Genomic DNA, 16260 nt, shown 5'->3' on the forward strand with positions numbered 1-16260 from the left:
CGTGAATGATCTCGACTTCGGTGAGTACCTCGGCGGGCGACGTGGCAGGTAGGTTGCGGGCGCGCCTGAGCGACAGTGGCGCGCTGACCGACAAGCCCGACTTCGCGCTCGTGGGAGTGCTCCGGGTACCCGAACTGGAATCGAGTCCGTGGCGCGCCATCTACAAGCGGGTTCTGATGGCGCTGGGGATCCTGTTCCTGGCGGCGTTCGTCGTCTATCTCGATCGCGACGGTTACAGCGACAACCAGAACGGCGAATTGTCCTTCCTGGACGCCTTCTACTACGCAACCGTGTCGCTGTCGACGACGGGATACGGCGATATCGCACCGATGAGCCCGTCGGCGCGACTGGTCAACATCCTGGTCATCACACCCCTCCGGGTCCTATTCCTCATTCTGTTGGTCGGTACCACGCTGTCGGTTCTCACCGAGCGGTCCCGGCAGGCATTCAAAATTCAGCGATGGAGACGCAGCGTGCGCAATCACACCGTGGTCATCGGTTTCGGCACCAAGGGCCGTACCGCAGTCGACGCGATGCTCGGAGACGGCGTGTCGGCGTCCGACATCGTCGTCGTCGACACCGATCAGACGGTTCTCGACGCCGCATCGGCCCTGGGCCTGGTCACCGTTCACGGTTCGGCGACCAAGTCCGACGTGCTCAGACTCACCGGAGCTCAGCATGCGGCGGCCATCATCGTCGCGACCAACCGGGACGACACCGCGGTGCTGGTGACTCTGACCGCCCGCGAGATCGCTCCGAAGGCGAAGATCGTCGCGGCCATCAGAGAAGCGGAGAACACGCACCTGCTGCGTCAGTCCGGTGCCGACTCGGTGGTCGTGTCCTCGGAGACCGCGGGTCGCCTGCTCGGGATCGCCACGTCGACCCCCTCCGTGGTGGAGATGATCGAAGATCTGTTGACCCCGGAGGCAGGCTTCGCCATTGCCGAGCGCGAAGTCGAACGCGACGAGGTGGGTGGATCTCCGCGGCACCTCACCGACATCGTTCTCGGAGTGGTGCGGGGCGGCAAACTGTTCCGAGTCGGCACTCCTGAGGTCGATGCAGTCGAGGCATCCGATCGCTTGCTCTACATCCGTCGCGTGGGTGACTAGGCGAGGCCAAGTAGGGTCGTGCGCGTGCCGAACTTCCAACTCGCCCACCCACCTCGACTGTCCCGATCGCCACTGAACAGGGCAGAGGAACTGCGTCGAGACACCGCAGCGTTGGCAGCGGGTTGGCCGACTGCTCGCATCCTGAACGTGGACGGCAGAGGCAGATTCGCGGTGGACGAGAACGGCCTGGTACTCGGCTCCGCCGCGGACGTCGCTGCCGAGCCGACGGCCGACGCGGTCTTTCTCGGAATACACGGCGATCGACACCTGTGGGCCCGCCGGGTGGAGGTCGTGGCAGGCACGGTCGGCGACTTGCGTACCGACGGTGATCGACTGGACAGCGACGCGTTGTCGATGGTGACCGGTGCCCTGGCGATCCTCAATTGGCATGCGAGCGCGCAGTTCAGCTCACTCGACGGTGCACCCTCGGTTCCGTCGAGCGCGGGGTGGTCGCGGACGAGCACGTCCACCGGTCACGAGGAATTCCCGCGTACCGATCCGGCGGTGATCTGTCTGGTTCACGACGGTGGCGATCGGGTGCTGCTGGCGCGAGCACCTGCGTGGCCCGAGCGTCGCTTCTCGGTGCTGGCAGGCTTCGTCGAGGCCGGTGAATCGCTGGAAACCTGTGTGACGCGGGAGATCAGAGAAGAAGTGGGCCTCGACGTCTCCGACATCGAGTATCTGGGTAGCCAGCCCTGGCCGTTTCCGCGTTCGGTGATGATCGGGTTCTCCGCCGTCGCCGACCCGGAGCAACCGCTGCACTTTCAGGACGGCGAGATCGCCGAGGCCCATTGGTTCGATCGAGCAGAAGTTCTCGCCGCGCTCGAGCTGGGCGACTGGGGATCGGAATCGACCTCCCGGTTGCTTCTCCCGGGCTCGATCTCCATCGCTCGGGGAATGCTCGAGGCGTGGGCGGCGACGGCCTGACGCCGATCAGAGCGACAGTGCGCGCTTGACCTCGGCCAGAGTGGGGTTCGTCGCCGTCGATCCGTCGGCGAAGAGCACGGTCGGCACCACATGGTTGCCGTTGTTGACGCTGCCGACGAAGTCGGCCGACTCCGGGTTCTGCTCGATGTCGATCTCGGCGTACTCGATTCCGGCCTGGTCGAGCTGGGTCTTGAGCCGACGGCAGTAACCGCACCACGTGGTGGAGTAGACGGTCAGCGCGGCCGGGGTCTGCGGGGTGTTCTCGGTAGTGGTCACGCCAACAGTCAACAGGAGCGCCGACCCGATTGTTCCGACCGACACCTGCATCGGCCGACTCGCCGCCCGGTTCGGCCCCGGGTGGAACTGTCGGTACGCACTGACACAATGGACCTCATGGCTGACGACGCGATGACCGCCGGACTCGATCCGGAGCAATCCGCGGCGGTACTGGCTCCCCGCGGCCCGGTCTGCGTTCTGGCCGGTGCAGGCACGGGAAAGACGCGCACGATCACCCGACGCATCGCCCATCTCGTCTCGGCCGGGCACGTGTCCTCGGGGCAGGTGCTGGCGGTGACGTTCACCGCGCGCGCGGCCGGCGAGATGCGTGGCCGTCTGCGCGAGCTCGGCGTCGGGGGAGACGGTCCTCCGGTGCAGGCTCGCACGTTTCACGCCGCGGCCATGCGCCAGCTCAAGTACTTCTGGCCGCAGGTGGTCGGCGACACCGGGTGGCAGCTTCTCGATCGCAAGTTCACCGTCGTCTCGCAGGCGGCGAACCGTGCCGGGGTGTCGACGTCCACGGACGCGATCCGTGATCTCGCGGGAGAGATCGAATGGGCCAAGGGATCGTTGATCGCACCCGAGGACTATCCACGCATCGCGGCGAGCAATCGCCGTGACGTTCCGATGGACGCGAACAAGGTCGCCGCCGTGTACGCCGGCTACGAGGAGCTCAAGTCCCGCGGCGGCGATGGGATGTTGCTCGATTTCGACGACCTTCTGCTGCACACGGCCGCCGCGCTGGAAGAACATTCGTCGGTGGCCGACGAGTTCCGCGAGCGCTACCGCTGCTTCGTCGTCGACGAGTACCAGGACGTGACGCCGTTGCAGCAGCGGGTGCTCGACGCCTGGGTGGGCGAGCGTGACGATCTCACCGTCGTCGGCGACGCGAACCAGACCATCTATTCCTTCACCGGCGCATCTCCGCGGTATCTACTCGACTTCTCACGGAAGTACCCCGAGGCCACCGTGGTTCGGCTCGAGCGCGACTACCGTTCGACGCCCGAGGTGGTGTCGCTGGCGAACCGCGTCATCGGAGCCGCTCGCGGTCGCATCGCCGGCACCCGACTGCAATTGATCGGTCAGCGTGAGCCGGGACCCGAGCCGGAGTTCTTCGAGTACGACGACGAGCCTGCGGAAGCCGACGGTGTGGCGCGTGCGGTCAAGAGGCTGATCTCGAAGGGCGTCGAGCCGGCCGAGATCGCAATTCTGTACCGCATCAACGCACAGTCGGAGGCACACGAACAGGCGTTGACCGAGCTGAAGATTCCCTATCAGGTGCGCGGCGGCGAGGGATTCTTCACCAGACCCGAGGTGCGGCAGGGAGTCAACGCGCTGCGGCAGGCAGGCGGTCGCGACGATCTGCCCGACGGCGCGCAGGCGGGCGAGGGACTACCGGCTCTGGTGCGAGCGGTGCTGGCCCCGCTCGGCCTGACGGCAACCGAGCCGACGGGCGCGCAGGCCCGCGAGAAGTGGGCCTCGCTCGGCGGTCTTGTGCAGCTCACCGAAGAACTTCTGGTGCACGAGCCGGAGCTGACCCTCGAAAAATTGTTGGGGGAGCTCGCCGCACGTGCCGAGGCGCGGCATCCACCGACGGTCCAGGGCGTCACCCTCGCCTCGCTGCATGCTGCGAAGGGTCTCGAGTGGGACGCAGTGTTCATCGTCGGTCTCGCCGACGGCACGTTGCCGATCTCGCACGCGATCGGCAACGACCCCAGCGCCAACAACGAGGCGGCCGTCGAGGAGGAACGCAGGCTGCTCTACGTCGGTGTCACGCGAGCTCGCGTCCACCTGCATCTGTCCTGGGCGCTGGCCCGCAACGAGGGCGGACGCAAATCGCGGCGCCGGTCGAGGTTTCTCAACGGTCTGATTCCCGAGGACTCACCGGCCTCGCGTATCGCCGCGCCTGCCGCCAAGAAGTCCGGTCCCAAGTGCCGGTTGTGCGGCAAGCCCCTGATCGGCACGTCCGCGACCATGCTCGGTCGATGCGACAGTTGCCCGTCGAACGTCGATATCGCCCTGCTCGACGCGCTGAAGTCGTGGAGATTGGACAAGTCCCGCGAACTCAAGGTGCCCGCGTACGTGGTGTTCAGCGACAACACGCTGACGGCCATCGCGGAACAGCAACCGCAGGACGAGCGTGGGCTGGTGGCGATTCCGGGAATCGGGGCCAAGAAACTGGAACGGTTCGGAGAAGAAGTCCTCACCGTGGTGCGGGCCTCGGACACGTGACGCGAAGGTAGGGAAATCGCCGCAAAACCGCAGGTAGAAAATAACTTGTGCAGATATCGGCGGGGGGCTTAGTCTGTTTCACGTGCAGCGGGAGATCGCGCACCGTCCAATCCGCCTACGAGACCAGAACAGGAGCTGAAAAAAATGATCAACACATTCCACGCCGCCGTTGCCGACGCAACCGTCGCGTTCAGCCCTGTCCTCGGCACGGCACCTTTCGGAGTTGCCCCCCTCGGCACTCATGCCGCCGCCGCAGGCTCTGTTGCGCAGACGTGGATTCGTTCCTCTGCTTTCGGCCCCATGCAGGAGTCCGCATATGCGGCCTCGGGGTCGAATTCCGCCCAGGTCGCCCTGGCACCAGGAGCGAAAGCCGTTGCTCAGGCAGCCCGACGTCACCGCGCACCATGTGCGTCCGTGCTCGACAGCAGATACCGACTTCACTGTCGGTAGACGCTTCGACAAGCCCCACCAGGCCACGGACCCGCACTCGCGGACCGTGGCCTTTCTCGTTCAGGTAGTTCCTCTACCCGAGCGTGAGGCCGACAGGTTCGCATCACCCCTCGAACCGATAACGACGCCGCACGAAAAGTAGAGGAGACCGACGTGTCAACCGCCACGATCCGGACGACATGCCGACCAGAGTCCGAGAGTGCCTACGCTGCACAGTATTCGACCGAATCGGTCGAACTGGCCTTGTCGGTGCCCTGCCGAGCGGCGAACCCCGACATGTGGTTCGCCGACACCCCTGCCGAACTCGAGCAGGCCAAGGCGCTGTGCGCCGAATGCCCCATCCGGCGTACGTGCCTGAGCGCGGCCCTCGACCGCGCCGAGCCGTGGGGCGTATGGGGCGGCGAGATCCTCGAGCAGGGTGTCGTCATCGCCCGCAAGCGTCCCCGAGGACGTCCGCGCAAGAACGCAGCATGATGTCCGAGACCGGTGCCCGGTTTCGCCGAACGAATCAGTCGGTGAAGCCGGGCAGCCACTCGGTGAGGATGGCCATGTACGGCGCGTAGGCGTCCAATTGCGCGCAGATTCCGACCAGCCCACCGAGCACCCGGAAGATCATCACGTACTCGGCGGGCATGTTCAACGCGCGAACGGTGCGGAACTGCGCACTGTTGAAATCTGTCGCGGTGCCCGCAGCCTTCTGCAGCCAGGCCCTGGTGAAGTGGAACGATTCGGTGTGAATCGGATCGGTGAAGGGACGCAGATAGTCTTCGATCTCCTTCTCCGTCACCGTTCGGCCCGGAACCACGAAGCCGCTCTCGGTGAACAACACCACGAGCTCGTCGAACTTCTCGTCACGCGCGAGCGAGACCATTCTGCCGAGAACCGGAGGGAGGCCGTCGGGCATCGGAGCGCAGGCACCGAAATCGATGACACCCATGCGTCCGTCGTCGAGCATCATGAAGTTGCCCGGATGAGGATCGGCGTGCAACAACTTCGCCCGCGCCGGAGACACGAATGCGAACAACGCGAGCAGTTCGCCCGCCTGGTTACGTTCCTCGGCCGTTCCGTTCGCGATCACATCGGCCAGCGGCCGACCCGTCATCCATTCGCTGACAACGACTTTGGGTGCGCTGGCGACGATCTTGGGAATGGCGAACTGGGGATCGCCCGCGAATTCCTTGCTGAAGGCACGTTGGTTGGCCGCCTCGATACGGTAGTCGAGCTCGTCCTCGGTACGAGCCGTCAGTTCTTCGAGCACCGGCTTGACGTCCGTGCCTGCGAGCACCGTGCTGAACAGGTTCGCGAACCGCGACAGCGTCTTGAGGTCGGAGCGCAATGCGTCGTCTGCACCGGGGTACTGGATCTTGACCGCGACATCGCGGCCATCCGACCACGTTGCTCGGTGCACCTGCCCGATGCTCGCAGAGGCGATCGCTGTGTCGTCGAAATCGAGAAAACGTGACCGCCACGCAGTCCCGAGTTGCTGGTCCAACACCCGATGCACGGTCTTCGCGGGCATGGGCGGGCCCTGCGCCTGCAGCTTGGTCAGCGCCTCGCGGTACGGCTCCGAATACTCCTCGGGAACGGCCGCTTCCATCACCGAGAGCATCTGCCCGAGCTTCATGGCACCGCCCTTGAGTTCCCCGAGAACGGAGAAGAGCTGTTCTGCTGCTTTGGCGGCCATATCCGCATCGATTTCGTCGCGATTGCCGCCTGCGAGCTTCTTGCCGAACCCTACGGCGGCACGACCGGCCATTCCGAGGGGAATGCTGGCCAGTTTGGCAGTACGAGTCGATCCACGGCGCGGTATGTCAGACACAGCTCCATCATGGCTGAACCTTCCGACAATTGCTCGGACCGCCCCGCGCCGACCCCTATCGGTCGAGGTGAACTCGCCGCGAGCGCGATTCGTCAGTACCAGCAATCGCAGTGCGGGTGCTTGGACCACGGTCGTTTGTGCACGGTGGTTCCGGTTGCTGCGAAGTCCAGTTCCATCGTGCAGTCCGCAGTCTCGGGAATTGCGGCGTCGGATCGGCCGATGAGGTTCTCCAACTGAGCGAACGCGAACGCTGCCGTGGCCAACACCGTCGCGCTGCTCGCTTGGCCGACCGAGCCGAGCAGCTGGGCTGACAGATGCGGCCACTCCGGCTCGAAGTCGCAGCGCGTCAGATCAGCGCACCGCAGGCAACTCGTCCGACCGGGCAGCACGAAAGGCCCGACGATGCCCTTCCCGTCTCGTAACCGCACCTGCAGATGTGGGATGCGCAGACGCACCAGGTCGGTCACCAGCCGAGGTTCGGCGACCAGATCGTCGGCCAGTACCACGACGTCGTAGTTCCACGACCTCACCACCGAGTGCGGGTAGCGCGTCGGAGTCAGACTGGTCCGGGTCACGGTGACGCCGGTGCGACTCAGGCCGGAGGCCAACGCGTCCGAGATCGGCCCCCGCCCCACGAGGTGGACGGTTTTCACCGCCCCCGGTCCGGACTGCGAGGCCCGAAGCGAGGCGTCGGGCACCACCGGTTCGCTCGTGCCGTGCATCAGCAGCCCGGAATCCTCCAACTCTCCGAGCATCGCCGATGTCCGATTGGCGGACAGTCCCAATGTCATTGCTTGACAGACGATGTGAGGTCTGGAATGGCCCGCGGCGAGGAGTCGGAGTATTTCGAGTATCGAGCCAGGCTCGGCACCGGGAGGTGGAGTGACGACGACGCTGGTCTCGGGATTCCAGCCCAACTGAACGGTGCCGTCTCGTCGCGGCAGAATTGCCACCGCTGGATCGAGTCGAACGGTCGGTGTGATCATGAGACACACTCTGACAGCGCCGACAGCGAAGAGCGCCCGCTCGGGGCACGTTATCCACAGGGTGGAAGTGCCTCTGAGCAGGCGCTCGACGCGTTCGATCGAAGTGGTGCGAAACCGGCAGGGTCAGGTTGTGGACGAACCCTTCTCGGGATCACCGTCGGTGCCCTTGTCGTCGTTTTCGGCGGCACGCTCGGCAGCCTCGGCTCGCTCCTTGGCTTCCATGGCCTCCATCGCTTCGAGCTGCGCGATCGGGTCGTCGAAGCTCGACGTGCCACCGCCGACGACCCTGTCGATGAACGCCGCGGGGTTGTCCAGGTCCGACGAGTCGGGCAGCAGATCGGGGTGTGCCCACACACCGTCACGTCCCTCGATGTCGGATGCGGCGAGGAGCTGACGCCACAGATCGGCTGCCTCGCGGACTTTGCGGGGTCGCAGTTCGAGACCGACCAGCGTCGCGAAGGTCTGTTCGGCCGGGCCTCCCGACGCCCGACGGCGCCGGATGGTTTCGCCGAGCGCGACGGCACCGGGAAGGCGCTCGCCCAGAGCGGCCGCAACCACCGTCTCGACCCAGCCTTCGACCAGGGCGAGCAGCGTCTCGAGACGCTCGAGTGCGTGCTTCTGCTCCGGCGTGGTCTGTGGCTCGAAGGCACCCTGTTGCAGGATCGCCTCGATCTTCGACGGATCGGTCAGTGCGGACGGGTCGAGCCCTGCGGCGGCCTCCTCGATGGCAGAGAAGTCCATCCGGATGCCGCGCGCGTACTCCTCGACGGTGGCCAGAACCCGCTGCCGCAACCACGGAATGTGGCTGTAGAGCCGCTGATGTGCGGCCTCACGAGCGGCAAGGAACACCAGCACCTCGCGATCGGGCTGCTCGAGTCCTTCACTGAACGACGCGATGGCCGACGGCAGCAACGCCGCCGTTCCCGACGGTCCGAGGGGCAGGCCGATGTCGGTGGACGTCAGAACCTCCTTGGACAGCTGGCCGAGAGCCTGGCCGAGTTGCGAGCCGAACGCCATTCCGCCCATCTGGGTCAGCATGCCCATCATCGGCCCGGCCATCTGCTGGGCCTCGGCGGGAAGGCCGGAGGTCCACATGCCCGAAATCTGCTCGGCGACGGGGTCGCACAGGCGCTTCCAGGTGTCGATCGTGTTGTCGAGCCAGTCGACCGGTGTCCACGCAACGGTCTTCGTGGCACCGGCGGGCAGCGTCGTCGCCCCGTCCAGCCACAGCTCGGCCAGGTGCGCTGCGTCGGTGATGGCCTCTCGTTCGCCTGCCGACACCGGGCTGAAGTCGCCCATCTGCTGGCGTGCCAGCTGCTTGGCCAGGTCGTAGTTCACCGGCCCCGAACCGGTCCCGCCTGCAGCTCCCATTCCGCTGAGCATCTGGCCGAACTGGGTGAGCATCTGGCCCAGCTGTGCTGGGTCGAATCCCTCGCCACCGAACCCGAAGCCGGCAGGGTTGCCCGAGCCGTCCGCATCCTTCTTCTTGTCCGGGTCGTCGTCGGAGGCACCGAAACCAAAATTGCTCATGACTCAACGGTACAAGCCCGGCGAACGGAGAGAGTGGTGGATCGTCACGCTGACGGCGAACAGTGGGACCCGCGAGAAGTCGGCACGGACGCACTCGGTAGGGGCGGTCTGCACCGTCGACCGTATTCGGATCTAGTGTCTACGGAGTGAACCGAAGGATCGCCACTCTTGTCGCTGCCCTGGTACCCGTGGTGGTGCTGGGCGTCACCGGCTCGGTCGTCACCGTTCCGTTCGCCGCCCTCGGCCCCGGCCCGACGTACAACACTCTCGGCGACGTCGACGGGGTGCCCGTGGTGCAGATCGACGGAACCGAGGTCGACCCGACAACGGGTCACCTGAACATGACGACCGTGGCCGTGCGCGATCAGCTCAATCTGTTCGAGGCTCTCGGCTTCTGGGCCAGCGGCAGGCAAGGACTCGTTCCGCGCGAGGAGGTCTATCCGCCGGACAAGACGAAAGAAGAAGTGCAGGAAGGTAATCAGGCGGATTTCGAGGAGTCCGAATCCAGCGCCGAACTGGCTGCTCTGCACCACCTGGATCTGCCGGTGTCACTGGCGGTGGCCAGTGTGGCCGAGGACGGCCCTGCTGCGGGCGTGCTGAATGTGGGGGACACGCTGGTCTCGGTCGGCGGTACGCCCGTCGCGACCGCGTCGGCAGTTCGCGAGGCTGTCAGTTCCAGAGCGCCGGGTGATTCTCTCGACATCGAGTACGTGCGAGACGGCTCGACGCAGACCAGTGCGGTCGTCCTCGGTGCTCGGCCCGACGACGCATCCCTGGGATACCTGGGAGTCACGCCCGAAGAGCAGCCGGACGTGCCGTTCGACGTGAAGTTCAACCTCGCCGATGTCGGCGGACCGTCGGCCGGTCTGATGTTCAGCCTGGCCGTGGTCGACAAGCTCAGTCCCGGTGAGCTGAGCAACGGAGAGTTCGTCGCGGGGACGGGAACCATCGATGCCGACGGGACGGTCGGCCCCATCGGCGGCATTCCGTACAAGCTGATCGCCGCCCGCGAAGCCGGAGCCACCACGTTCCTGGTGCCGGACGCGAACTGCGGTGAGGCGCAACAGAACGTCCCCGACGGCCTCAGATTGGTCCGCGTCGAGTCGCTGGACAGTGCGGTCGACTCGCTGCAGGCGATCGGGTCCGGCGGCGACGTACCGTCCTGCAGCTGACCCAGCGCTGTCGCTAGTCGTCTTCCATCACGTCGAACGTTGCGTAGAGGCCGTGCACGACGTTGGGGGCCAGGTCCTCCGCGATGCGAAGATCGATGGGAGCGAACGGGTCGGCGTCCTCGTCCGGGTGCAACTGCAGCAGAGTCAAGGACGGACCGTCCTTGAGGACCGCGACGATCAACCGAGCATCCCGTTTCTCGGGGTGGTTCTCGGCGGCCGAGCGCGCGGCCTGGTCGGCCGCATCGGGATCGGCGAGCAACGGCATCAAGGCATCGTCGAGGGTCGATTCGGCAGCCGGGGGGAGCACGACGATCTCCTGAACCAGGGCGCATCCGACGACACCCTCGGGCCATGTCGAGGTGGCGAGGAACTCGTCCAGGGCGGGGGAGCCGCCGGTGATGTCCTCGGGGAGTGAATGCTGCTGGATCGGGGTGAGGGCAGCGCCGTCGGCGAGATCGTCGAGGAGTCCCGGCTCGGCCGCGGCGAGCGCTGCGGTGGGAACCAACGCGAACATCTGTGGTGCCTGGTGCCACCCACCTGCATCGACGAAATCCGCCACCTCGCGGGCACATCGAGCCAGAGCCTCGGCCACGTCCTGCCCACCCGACTCGGGGTCGAACTCGCTACCGAAATCGTCTTGGCCGGGCAGTCCGTTGCTGTCGTTGCTCACCGCACTATCCTCGCATCCGAATGGTTCACTGGATGCCGATGCTCCTGACCTGCGGCCTGGCGCGGACGCAGTACGGGTGTCGCAGCCGTAGGATCAACGTACGTACAGTAGGGCGAAACGGACATGCGGCGCACGGCGAGTGCGCCGCCGAAGTCATCTGCGGCGCCGTCGGCGTCGCCCGAAGTTGGAGTGTGGCACGTGGGCATGAGGCCCCCCACCGGTATGCCGTCCTTGTCACGGCGCAGCCGGATCTTGCTCGTATTGGCCTTGGTAGCAGCAGGTTTGCTGCTCATCGGTCCCCGTCTGATCGACATCTACACCAACTGGCTGTGGTTCGGAGAGGTCGACTTCCGCGGCGTCTACACCACCACACTGCTGACGCGATTGGCGATCTTCGTCGTCGTCGCACTGGTCGTCGGACTCATCGTGTTCGCGGCGCTTGCCGTGGCGTACCGCAACCGTCCGGTGTTCGTGCCCGTCGCCGGGCCCAACGATCCGATTGCGCGGTACCGCACCACGGTGATGAGCCGGTTGCGCCTGTTCGGCATCGGAATTCCAGTGGTGTTCGGGTTCCTGTCCGGCATGATCGCCCAGACCAATTGGGCGACCGTGCAGTTGTTCCTCCGCGGCGGCGACTTCGGGATCACCGATCCGCAGTTCAATCTGGATGTCGGCTTCTACTCGTTCGACCTCCCGTTCTATCGCTTCGTTCTCAACTGGCTGTTCGTTGCCATCCTGGTTGCGTTCTTCGCGAACCTGGTCACCCAGTACGTGTTCGGCGGGATTCGACTGGCCGGACGCGAGGGTGCTCTGACCCGCGCCGCACGCATTCAGCTCGCCGTTCTGGCCGGTACCTTCGTTCTGCTCAAGGCCGTCGCATACTGGTTCGACCGGTACACGCTGCTCTCGAGCAGTCGTAAGGAACCCACGTTCACCGGTGCCAGCTTCACCGATATCAACGCGGTGTTGCCGGCCAAACTGATCCTGCTGGCGATCGCGGTGATCTGTGCGATCGCCTTCTTCGCAGCGATATTCCTGCGTGATCTCCGGATCCCGGCGTTGGCCACGGCTTTGCTGGTGCTCTCGTCGATCCTCATCGGTGCCGTCTGGCCGCTGGTGATGGAGCAGTTCTCGGTCCGCCCGAACGCGGCCGACAAGGAGAGCACATACATCGAGCGGAACATCGCGGCCACCCGAGACGCGTACGGGTTGACCGACGAGCAGGTCACCTACCGGGACTACTCCGGTGAGGCGACTCTGAGCCCGGGCGAGGTCGCAGCCGAGTCTGCGACGATGTCCAACATCCGACTGCTCGACCCGAACATCCTCGCCCCCACCTTCACTCAGCAGCGTCAGATCCGTAACTTCTACGGGTTTCCCGACACGCTCGCCGTCGACCGGTACCCGGATGCAGACGGAAACCTGCGCGACTACGTCGTTGCAGCTCGCGAGATCTCACCGCAGACGCTCGACGCGAACCAGCGTGACTGGATCAACCGCCACACCGTGTTCACGCACGGAAACGGCTTCGTCGCAGCGCCGGCCAACTCCGTCGACGAGGCCGTCGCCGACGAATCCAGCGGTGGGCGTGGCGGTTACCCGAACTACCAGGTCAACTGGATCGAGAACGATTCCGAGGGCACCATCCGTAAGGACGGCCCCGGCGACCTGGACCAGCCGCGTATCTACTTCGGCCCGGTCATCGCCAACTCCGACGCGGACTACTCCATCGTCGGTTCCACCGGCGAGCCCCGTGAGTACGACACCGACAGCAAGAGCTACACCTACACCGGTGCAGCAGGCGTCGACGTCGGCAACTTCTTCAACCGACTCGTCTTCGCCAGCAAGTACGCCGAGCGCAACATCCTGTTCTCGAGCGTCATCGGCGACGAGTCGAAGATCCTGTTCAACCGTGACCCCCGCGACCGCGTACAGAAGGTCGCACCGTGGTTGACCACGGACGGATCGACCTACCCGGCGATCGTCGAGGGCAAGCTCGTCTGGATCATCGACGGGTACACCACGTTGGACAACTTCCCGTACGCCCAGCGGATGTCGCTCGAGGACGCCACTGCCGACAGCATCGAGTCGACGACGACGCGTGCGCTGCCGAGCCGAGAGGTGTCGTACATCCGCAACTCGGTCAAGGCCACCGTCGATGCGTACGACGGCACCGTCAAGCTCTACGAGCAGGACGAGAACGATCCGGTGCTCAAGGCATGGGAAGGTGTGTTCCCGGGAACCGTCATCCCGAAGGACCAGGTGTCCGACGAACTCCGCGACCACTTCCGCTACCCGGAGGACCTGTTCAAGGTCCAGCGCGAGTTGCTGACCAAGTACCACGTCAACGATCCGCGGGAGTTCTTCACGAACAACGCGTTCTGGGAGGTTCCGACCGACCCGACCGCAGAGAACACCGCGGCGAAGCAGCCGCCGTACTACGTGGTCGCCTCCGACATCTCCAACGAGGAGAATCAGCCGTCGTTCCAGCTGACCAGCGCGCTCGTCGGTTACCGCCGAGAGGTGTTGGGCGCATACGTCAGTGCGGATTCCGATCCGGAGAACTACGGCAAGATCACGGTGCTGAGGTTGCCGACGGATACCTCCACTCAGGGTCCGAACCAGGTGCAGAACCAGATGACGACCACCACGGACGTATCCGAGAGTCTCGGCATCGTGCGCCGTGAGAACACCGTGGAGTTCGGCAACCTGCTGACCCTTCCGGTCGGTAACGGCGGGTTGATCTACGTGGAGCCGGTGTACGCCTCGCGTACCAACGAGGCCTCTGCGTACCCGCAGTTGATTCGAGTGCTGGTCTCGTACGAGGGCCGCGTCGGGTATGCCGCCACATTGCCCGAAGCCATCGAGCAGGTCTTCGGAGCAGGTGCCGGTCGTACCGTCACGGCACCCGGTGAGACCGACGGAACCACGCAGCCAGGTGCCGTACCGGAGACGACACCGTCCGACGGCGGGTCGACCCCGGCCACTCCTGCGCCGACCACCGGCGGTTCGACGACCAGGGATGCTGCCGTCACCGGTTTGAACGCTGCACTCTCCGCTGTGCGCACGGCGCAGCAGAGTGGAGATCTGGCGGAACTCGGCACTGCGCTCGAGAACCTGCAGACCGCGGTCGACACGTACAACAGCACCGGCAGTTGATCGACACGTTCACCGCACGATGATGTGAACGAGAAAGAGCCGCCTCACCGAAACGGTGAGGCGGCTCTTTTGTCGTTCGTCACCTGGCTCGTGCGCGGGGCACAGCGGCAAGGTGTGTGGCAGTTCGACGAACTGCCGGGTGGATCAGCGTCCGATGGGCGCGAGCACCGGGGCGTTGGCAGCAACGAGGTGCTGGAACTGGGTGCTCAGGCCGTACTGGTCGGCAAGCTTGGACGCGGCGTCGAATGCGCCCTGTGCAGCCTGCGTGGCCGCTGCGGCCTCGGGGGCCACGGCCGGTGCCGGTGCCGGTGCGGGAGCCGGCTGCGGTGCCGGTGCGGGAGCTGTCTCGGGCTCGGGAGCGGAGGCACCCTTGCTCAGCTGCTGACCGCACACGGGCCATGCGCCCGGTCCCTGGGTCTGAAGAGTGTTCTCCGCGACGCGGATCTGCTCGGCCTTGGATGCGTTGGCCGGTGATCCGGATCCGCCGTTGGCCGTCCAGGTGCTCTGCGAGAACTGCAGGCCACCGTAGTAGCCGTTTCCGGTGTTGATGCTCCAGTTGCCACCGCTCTCGCACTGCGCGACCGCGTCCCAGTTGTTCGGGGCTGCGTTGGCGGTTCCGGCCGAGAGGCCGAGGGGGATTGCTACGGCGGCACCTGCGATGGCGGCCAATCCGAGTGCACGCTTGCCGACATTGTTCAGTGTGGTCATTCGGGGTGAATCCTCTCCGCGCTCTACTGGCGCGACTGGCCTGCAATCGTTTCGCCGGTGTTGATGGCGGTGGCGACCAGGCACTTCGTATCGTCGCGGCTCTGCCCCCGTACGTCTTGGGGACCACACCCGCGGGGCAGAGCGAAAGGAGCGGCGGGGTGGTGCAGGCCCAGCGGTTTAGGGCCGTCCGTGAAGGTAGTCGAGGATCTGCTCACCGTCACTGAGCCGGAATGGGATGACAGGTGTCCACATGTTGGGACGAAAGTAGGTGTTTTCGCAGCTCAGACCAACTTGTGGCGGTATTGTTTCAAGTCTGTAACCCCACCGTTATGTGACTCGAAACACGCATCAAAAGAGACGTGGAGCACTATTTTGAACCGCCTCCGACATGATAATCGCGCGCTGTGACGCGTTGTCATGCACTCGTTCGAGCGCGTGAGAGCGCCGAGAAGTTATGTGATTTGCATTGGCTGTACACACGGGAGTAACTTCGTAATTGCAACGCGGGGTGGAGCAGCTCGGTAGCTCGCTGGGCTCATAACCCAGAGGTCGCAGGTTCAAATCCTGTCCCCGCTACCACCGAAAAAGGCCCAGGACAGATGTCCTGGGTCTTTTTTCATGCTCTGATAGACGCATGACCGGCCGTTCGGGCGACGGCCGAACGCGAAAACGCTGGGAGGATCGACTCACATGATTCTTCCCGCCGTCCGAGACTCTCGCCTCGTCACCGTGCGTCGCGGTGGACTTCTGACCGACGACGATCACCGGAGTCTCGCGCTCTGGGCGGCCGAGTGCGCGGAACATGTTCTCCACTTGTTCGAGACTGTCGAACCCTCCGACTCGCGGCCGCGTGAGGCAATCGAGGGCATTCGGGACTGGACGCGCGGCGAACTCGCGATGATGGCTACCCGCGCTCTCGGTGGCCATGCCATGGGTGCGGCACGGCCGCTGAGCGGTGCCGAGCGCTTCGCCGCATATGCGGCCGGCCAGGCGGCGTGTGTAGCTCACGTACCCGAGCACGACCTGGGGGCGGCTGCCTACGCCATCAAGGCGGTACGGGCCGCCGCACCTGCAGGTGCGGAGACGAACACGGGCCGCGAGGAACTGCGATGGCAGCGAGAACGACTACCGACCAGTGTGCGGGAGTTGGTACTGGAAGATCAGCAGAGAAGAAACAGTATCTGCTGGTCCGTGTTCGACGACTGAGCCGTCCACTGCGGCC

At 65.2% G+C, this 16260-nt stretch carries 13 protein-coding genes and 1 tRNA gene; 8 read left to right on the top strand and 6 right to left on the bottom strand.

All coding sequences use genetic code 11. The features are described 5' to 3' along the window. The first annotated feature begins 41 nt into the window (after positions 1-41). Both CH271_RS15360 and nudC read left to right on the top strand, forming a co-directional pair. Positions 42-1109, top strand: a complete 1068-nt coding sequence (locus tag CH271_RS15360; RefSeq protein ID WP_032398311.1) for a potassium channel family protein — start codon at positions 42-44, stop codon at positions 1107-1109. 24 nt (positions 1110-1133) lie between these two features. Beyond that, positions 1134-2036, top strand: a complete 903-nt coding sequence (gene nudC, locus CH271_RS15365; RefSeq protein ID WP_094634523.1) for an NAD(+) diphosphatase — start codon at positions 1134-1136, stop codon at positions 2034-2036. A 6-nt stretch (positions 2037-2042) separates the two neighbouring features. Here the strand turns inward: nudC and CH271_RS15370 are convergent, their stop codons facing one another. Further along, positions 2043-2312: a mycoredoxin gene (locus tag CH271_RS15370; protein WP_032398313.1), complete on the bottom strand. Its 270-nt coding sequence runs from the start codon at positions 2310-2312 to the stop codon at positions 2043-2045. A gap of 117 nt (positions 2313-2429) precedes the next feature. Between CH271_RS15370 and CH271_RS15375 the strand changes: the two genes are divergently transcribed. Together CH271_RS15375 and CH271_RS15380 are read left to right on the top strand one after the other, a co-directional pair. Further along, positions 2430-4544: an ATP-dependent DNA helicase UvrD2 gene (locus tag CH271_RS15375; RefSeq protein ID WP_371828427.1), complete on the top strand. Its 2115-nt coding sequence runs from the start codon at positions 2430-2432 to the stop codon at positions 4542-4544. Positions 4545-5147: 603 nt separating this feature from the next. Beyond that, entirely contained in the window at positions 5148-5468 is a 321-nt protein-coding gene (locus tag CH271_RS15380; protein ID WP_037189857.1) for a WhiB family transcriptional regulator, read from the top strand. A 34-nt stretch (positions 5469-5502) separates the two neighbouring features. Here the strand turns inward: CH271_RS15380 and CH271_RS15385 are convergent, their stop codons facing one another. The 3 genes from CH271_RS15385 to CH271_RS15395 form a co-directional block, all read right to left on the bottom strand. Next, on the bottom strand, positions 5503-6813 hold the full coding sequence (locus tag CH271_RS15385; RefSeq protein WP_037189855.1) for an ABC1 kinase family protein: 1311 nt from the start codon (positions 6811-6813) through the stop codon (positions 5503-5505). Positions 6814-6905: 92 nt separating this feature from the next. After that, on the bottom strand, positions 6906-7799 hold the full coding sequence (locus CH271_RS15390; RefSeq protein WP_094634150.1) for a hypothetical protein: 894 nt from the start codon (positions 7797-7799) through the stop codon (positions 6906-6908). Between the two features lie 123 nt (positions 7800-7922). After that, a complete protein-coding gene (locus CH271_RS15395; RefSeq protein ID WP_094634151.1) occupies positions 7923-9329 on the bottom strand; it encodes a zinc-dependent metalloprotease in 1407 nt (468 codons plus the stop codon). 146 nt (positions 9330-9475) lie between these two features. Here CH271_RS15395 and CH271_RS15400 point away from each other — a divergent pair, with 146 nt between their 5' ends. After that, the gene (locus tag CH271_RS15400) at positions 9476-10501 is read left to right on the top strand and encodes a YlbL family protein (protein WP_037189850.1); all 1026 of its coding nucleotides are present in this window, start codon (positions 9476-9478) and stop codon (positions 10499-10501) included. Positions 10502-10514: 13 nt separating this feature from the next. Here the strand turns inward: CH271_RS15400 and CH271_RS15405 are convergent, their stop codons facing one another. Further along, a complete protein-coding gene (locus tag CH271_RS15405) occupies positions 10515-11093 on the bottom strand; it encodes a PPA1309 family protein (RefSeq protein ID WP_037190227.1) in 579 nt (192 codons plus the stop codon). Between the two features lie 276 nt (positions 11094-11369). Between CH271_RS15405 and CH271_RS15410 the strand changes: the two genes are divergently transcribed. Next, positions 11370-14330, top strand: coding sequence for a UPF0182 family protein (locus CH271_RS15410; RefSeq protein ID WP_179274645.1), 2961 nt, complete (start codon positions 11370-11372; stop codon positions 14328-14330). Positions 14331-14474: 144 nt separating this feature from the next. Here the strand turns inward: CH271_RS15410 and CH271_RS15415 are convergent, their stop codons facing one another. Further along, positions 14475-15038, bottom strand: coding sequence for a transglycosylase family protein (locus tag CH271_RS15415; protein WP_094634153.1), 564 nt, complete (start codon positions 15036-15038; stop codon positions 14475-14477). A gap of 502 nt (positions 15039-15540) precedes the next feature. Here CH271_RS15415 and CH271_RS15420 point away from each other — a divergent pair. Beyond that, positions 15541-15617, top strand: a tRNA-Met gene (locus tag CH271_RS15420). A gap of 111 nt (positions 15618-15728) precedes the next feature. Beyond that, positions 15729-16244, top strand: a complete 516-nt coding sequence (locus tag CH271_RS15425) for a putative immunity protein (RefSeq protein ID WP_094634154.1) — start codon at positions 15729-15731, stop codon at positions 16242-16244. The last annotated feature ends 16 nt before the right edge of the window (positions 16245-16260 follow it).

This window comes from Rhodococcus sp. 05-340-2, from assembly GCF_002258915.1.
Lineage (GTDB): Bacteria > Actinomycetota > Actinomycetes > Mycobacteriales > Mycobacteriaceae > Rhodococcoides.